7 protein-coding genes and 1 pseudogene are annotated in these 5,286 nt (G+C 38.7%); 1 reads left to right on the forward strand and 7 read right to left on the reverse strand.

Annotated elements, in window-relative coordinates:
* Positions 1 to 91 precede the first annotated feature (91 nt).
* The 7 genes and pseudogenes from ACKI5B_RS02105 to rpsP all read right to left on the reverse strand — a co-directional run bounded on the left by ACKI5B_RS02105 (position 92) and on the right by rpsP (position 3,844).
* Positions 92 to 355 (reverse strand): EscU/YscU/HrcU family type III secretion system export apparatus switch protein, encoded by a 264-nt coding sequence (locus tag ACKI5B_RS02105; protein WP_407425353.1) that lies wholly within the window; start codon positions 353 to 355, stop codon positions 92 to 94.
* Between the two features lies 1 nt (position 356).
* Entirely contained in the window at positions 357 to 1,436 is a 1,080-nt protein-coding gene (locus ACKI5B_RS02110; protein WP_407425354.1) for a hypothetical protein, read from the reverse strand.
* A gap of 180 nt (positions 1,437 to 1,616) precedes the next feature.
* Positions 1,617 to 1,955 (reverse strand): annotated as a pseudogene (gene rplS, locus ACKI5B_RS02115) (50S ribosomal protein L19); the annotation flags it as partial.
* A gap of 2 nt (positions 1,956 to 1,957) precedes the next feature.
* The gene (gene trmD / locus ACKI5B_RS02120; protein WP_407425356.1) at positions 1,958 to 2,728 is read right to left on the reverse strand and encodes a tRNA (guanosine(37)-N1)-methyltransferase TrmD; all 771 of its coding nucleotides are present in this window, start codon (positions 2,726 to 2,728) and stop codon (positions 1,958 to 1,960) included.
* A 4-nt stretch (positions 2,729 to 2,732) separates the two neighbouring features.
* The gene (gene rimM, locus ACKI5B_RS02125) at positions 2,733 to 3,335 is read right to left on the reverse strand and encodes a ribosome maturation factor RimM (RefSeq protein WP_407425358.1); all 603 of its coding nucleotides are present in this window, start codon (positions 3,333 to 3,335) and stop codon (positions 2,733 to 2,735) included.
* A 6-nt stretch (positions 3,336 to 3,341) separates the two neighbouring features.
* The gene (locus ACKI5B_RS02130; RefSeq protein WP_407425360.1) at positions 3,342 to 3,575 is read right to left on the reverse strand and encodes a KH domain-containing protein; all 234 of its coding nucleotides are present in this window, start codon (positions 3,573 to 3,575) and stop codon (positions 3,342 to 3,344) included.
* A gap of 20 nt (positions 3,576 to 3,595) precedes the next feature.
* Entirely contained in the window at positions 3,596 to 3,844 is a 249-nt protein-coding gene (gene rpsP, locus ACKI5B_RS02135; protein ID WP_407425361.1) for a 30S ribosomal protein S16, read from the reverse strand.
* 165 nt (positions 3,845 to 4,009) lie between these two features.
* Between rpsP and ACKI5B_RS02140 the strand changes: the two genes are divergently transcribed.
* Positions 4,010 to 5,286: methyl-accepting chemotaxis protein (locus ACKI5B_RS02140; protein ID WP_407425363.1), on the forward strand; the 1,277-nt coding region annotated here is incomplete at its 3' end.

Below are 5,286 nucleotides of genomic sequence, written 5' to 3' on the forward strand. Positions count from 1 at the left end.
GATCCGACTTTAATTTCTTTACAATCAACTCTATTGAATTTTTTATCAGTCATTCGATTTTCCCCTTTTTTATAATTTAGCTCATTATAATTCAACTATTCTGTTTTTCCAAGTCCATAATAAAAGCAAAAATAGTTGCAATTGCAGAATAAGTTTCTTCAGGTATAAAACTTCCAACGTTTTGAAGAGAAAGTACATTCGCCATTTCCGCATTTTCGACAACAGGAATATCATTTTCATCAGCAATTTTTACAAGCCGTTCTGCAACGCTTCCTTTTGCTTTAGCAGAAATATACGGTGCTTCAGCCCATTCAGGATACCGGAGAGCTACAGCAGAAAAAATCTCATCTTTCATTTTATATTACCCCCTGTATCTGATTAAAAATTTCATCTTCAGAGCAAAAACCGCACAAAGAATTAAAATCAACCTGTTCAACATTAATTATGCGGTTAAAATTTGAAAAAAACATATTTTCAAGCAGATTCTTTTTTGAAATAGAAGAAGCATATTTTACAGATGAAAGTTGATTTTTTTCAAAAGCAAGCATAAATTTATGGTAATTTACTGAGTTTTTTATATCAATTACCGCTTTCTGAAGATTTTTTAATTCTGAATCAAATAAAAGACGAATATTTCCAACATAATTTTTAAAATTCCATTCAAAAGGGAGCAGAATCCAATGATTTAATGGCGTATTTTCTTTATTTTTATAAAGCACAGTATTAAAAGCCGAAAGTATTCCTATTTTATGAGAAAGTGAAGCCGAATCAACAGACTCGAAGTAGCTTTTTAAATTTTTAACAAAATTTACAGAAATTTTATCATTAAAAAACAAATTATCTTCATTATCATCATGGTTATGCTGCTGCTTATTATTCTGTTCATCCCGTTTTCCATTTTCTAAAAGAGCAGAAACCCACTCATCATTTAAAGCAAGTCCTTTTTCTTCAAAAAGAAACGAAAACTGTGCTTTTTCATGATTTACAGTTCCATTTTTTTTAGCATAATTTAGAGCTTTTTTTGCTGATTCCACATCAATTTTAATTCCAAGCTGCTGCATAAACTGTAAGATTTTAAAGGAGTCTGAATCAGGTTCAAATCCAAGTGCCAAAAGAAAATTTTGTAACTGCACAGGAATTTTCTGATTTTGCAGTGAAAATTTTTGTAAAATCTCTCCGGTATTTTTAGAATCAGAAACAATAGAAAGAAAAAGCTGATTATCTGACATACGTACCTGTGCCTGAAAGACCTGCCCTTTTTGAAGCGGTACTTGAGAACGGACTTCAATCATCTGTCCGGCAAGAGAAACTGTATAATAACCATTTCCATTCTGAGAAAGAACACGACCTGCAACAACCGAGCCATCCCGTAAAACAGCATTTGATTGAAGAGTTTGAGGAAGCTGATTTTTTATAATTTGAACTGAACTTGTCATAAACAAAAAAAATCTCCCGCACAGGCGAGAGATTTATATCAGACAGTAAGCTTAGTTTGAAGCACCTGCGTGTTCTGCAGCTTCTTCTGCTTTAACTTCTGCTTTAAGAGCAGCTTCTTTTTCTGCAGCTGCTTTAGAAAGGTCGCGTGACCATTTGAGGTATTCAACAGCCGGCTGACCGATGAGTTCCTTAACTTTAGCTGCCTTACCAATCTTGTCGCGTACATAATAGAGCTTAGAGCGGCGAACTTTGCCTGGGCGAACGATTTCAACATTTACAACGCGTGGGCTGTAAACTGGGAAAACGCGCTCAACACCAACACCGTAAGAAATCTTGCGGACTGTGAATGTTTTGCGAACACCTTCATTTTTGATAGCGATTACAAGACCTTCAAAAATCTGAATACGTTTTGTTTTACCTTCGATGATTTCGAAGTGAACTTTAACAGTGTCACCAACGCGGAAATTCAAAGAAGTTTCGTCTTTCTGCTGTTCTTCAATAGTCTTAATAAGATCCATTGTTATTTTCTCCTGTTTTTTCTGCGGTCATGCTTGTTAAAATGCATTTCCGTCAGTTCCTCAATCATTTTTTCAGCTTCTGTAGTGAGCAGTCCCTGAACACGAGCGGAGGCGATTAAATCCGGCCTGTTTGCAAGTGTTTTTTGAAGACGCTTTTTCAGCCGCCACTTCCGGATTTCTTCATGGTTGCCGCTTGTTAAAACAGGTGGCACTTCCAAGTCCTTATACACAGCCGGGTGAGTGTACTGAGGATATTCCAAAAGTCCGTCAGAATAACTTTCTTCGTCTAAGCTTTCGGGAGTGATTACGTTTTCGACTAAGCGGTACACTGAATCAACAATGACCGTTGCCGCAAGTTCACCACTCGACATTACATAGTCTCCAATGGAGATTTCGTCATCGACATACAAATCAATGATTCGCTGGTCGATTCCTTCGTAACGCCCGCAGACTAAGACAATTTCGTCTTTCTGACTAAGTTCCTGCGCTTTTTTTTGAGTGAAAGGCTTTCCTGAAGGCGTGACATAAATCACATGCTTTTTGCAGGCCTTTACGCTGTCTAAAGCGCGCCCGAGAGGTTCTGCCATCAAAAGTTGACCGGCACCGCCTCCGTACGGTTTGTCATCACAAGTCTTGTGTTTATCAAAGGCAAAATCCCTGATATTCACTAAATCGTAGGCAATAATTCCCTTTTCAACCGCTTTCGCCATGATTGAGGCTTCAAAAAAAGCGCGCGGAATCTCAGGAAATAAGGTCAGCACTGTAAATTTCATGGAATTACTCCAGAATCCAGAGGTGCATCAACTGGATTATCTTGTTTTTAACGTCAACCTTTCCAATGAACTGATCCTTTAGCGGTACATAGACCGTGCGGATTTTTCCATTTGAATCGAATTTGACATCGCTACTAAGACAATCACAATCCTCGGCCAGGAGAACTTCTAACAGGTTCCCAGAACCGCCTTCCATTACGTCTGTGATTGTACCCACCTTTATGGGCGCAGATTTATCTGCCAATCCGTCTTTACCCTTGTAAACAAGAGCACATTTTTTTAAGTCTTCGATATACCACTCGTTCTTACCGAGCGGACAAGCGTTCTCGCGCGGAACTACGATTTCCCATTTACTGTACTTCTGCACAGCCTCTGGATTGTCGATTCCTGCAAGTTTCAGATACAAGTCACGGCCGCCGACTTCTGCATATTCAACAGAAAAAGTTTTGCTTTCTCCTGTTCTGCCGTTTCTCAAAGCAACTTCTTTCATTGAAGCGAAATGTTCGTATTCACCGGAAGTGCTTTCTACTTTAAATTCGCCCGAAATGCCGTGTGAGCCGCGAACGAAGCCAACGATAAAAACGTCGTTTTGATTAGATTGTTCCACAGTCAATTAGTCCAGTATGTCGAGGCTGTAATGCTTGCCATCTTTACTGGCTGATGCACTCAATACTGTGCGCAACGCTTTAGCAATCCGGCCATATTTGCCGATTACCTTACCAATGTCACCCTGGGCTACACGAAGTTCCAGAACAGGACCACGTTCGCCTTCGGTTTCATTTACCGAGACTGCACTGGGATCATCGACCAATGATTTTGCAATGTATTCAATCAGGTCTTTTTCCATTCCCCGTTACTCCCGTTAAATTATTTGTTAAGGCCGTTCTTGCTAAGGATTTTTTTGACTGTTTCTGTTGGCTGAGCACCAACTCCAATCCAATACTTTGCACGCTCCATATCAACAGTTACCTGGCTGCCTTCTTTCTGAGTAACAGGCTGGTAAGTGCCGATTTCTTCGATAGTAACACCATCGCGTGGTTTGCGTGAATCCTGAACAACGATTCGGTAGCAAGGTCTTTTTGCTGCACCGAATTTCTTGAGTCTGATTTTGACCACTTTATTCCTCCATAATTAGAATAATGAAATAATAATATATCTTTTTTTATAAGAATAATCAATATTACGGTGGTTAAATCTCAAAAAGTAATATTTTTTTTCTTTAAAAGATTGAATTGACATGTTATAATATCTTACAGTGTTTTTGTAAGGAGAAACAAAAAAATGTTGAAATCCCTGAAAGTTAAATTTATTGCCGGCTTTGCCACCTTTATACTGGTATCTCTTGCAGTCGTTTCAGTAATAGCAAGTTTTAGTATTATAAAAACAGCTGAAGAATTTGCTTCAATGCAGGGCATTCCTGTCGTTGAAAAGGTTTCAAGCTATATAGACGGCGACAAATTTGAAAATCTTGCAAATACACTTGATGAAAATGACGAATGGGCAGAAGAGACACGGGAATGGATGCTTAATATTGCTCAGTCAGTAGGCTGTGCATATCTTTTTACAATGGCTCCTGTTTCGGGTACAACATTCCGTTACATAATTGACGGCAGCTGCGAACCAACTGATGAAGAGAATTATTCTCCAATCGGTACTGAAGAAGATATTTCTTCATGGGAAGATGCCCCTTTAATCACAATGAAAACCGGAGAACTTTTATCTTCAGGAATGGTTTTTCAGGAAGGATGGGGCTGGACAGTTTCTACATACAAGGCAATCAAAAATTCACGCGGAACAATCGTAGGTTTTATAGGCTGTGATTTTGACATCACATTCATTATCAAAACGATTCAGGCCAGAGTAACATTAATCGGCGGAATCGGTATCGCACTTTTAATTCTCGGTGCTGTCGTCCTTTACTTCTTCTCAAACCTGATTTTTGGTTCAATGAAGACGATTTCTGATGCAATGAAACAAATTTCAGATGGAACTGCTGATTTAACACAAAGAATTCCGGAAAAAGGCGATAATGAACTTACCGATTTGGCACGAAACTGCAATAAAGTAATTCAGAGCATGACAAATCTTGTGGGAACTTTACAGGAAGAAACGAACGTTCTTACAGAAACAGGTTCAAGGCTTACTGAACGCATGTCCGGCTCATTTACGCAGATTTCTAGTGCAGCCGACGGTGTACAGAATATGAACGCTCAGATTCAGTCACAGGCAGAAAAAGTCGAAATTATTTCAGGAAATATCAGCTCTGTAGAAAATGAAATTTCAAAACTTGATGAGCGAATTAACGAACAGGCAGGAGCTATTTCTGAAAGTTCAAGTGCCATTGAACAGATTTCGCAGAATATCCGTTCTGTAAGCAAAAATGTTGAAACTATCACCGAAGAATATGAGATTCTTACTGAAGAAGCACATAATGGTTCTAAATTACAGGAAGAAGTTTCAAACCAGATTGAAGAGATTTCAAAACAGTCAGAAAACCTTAACGAAGCCAATCAGGCAATCGCCGCAATCGCAGAACAGACTAACCTTCTTGCAATGAA

It is taken from the genome of Treponema sp. (assembly GCF_045657965.1).
Taxonomy (GTDB): domain Bacteria; phylum Spirochaetota; class Spirochaetia; order Treponematales; family Treponemataceae; genus Treponema_D.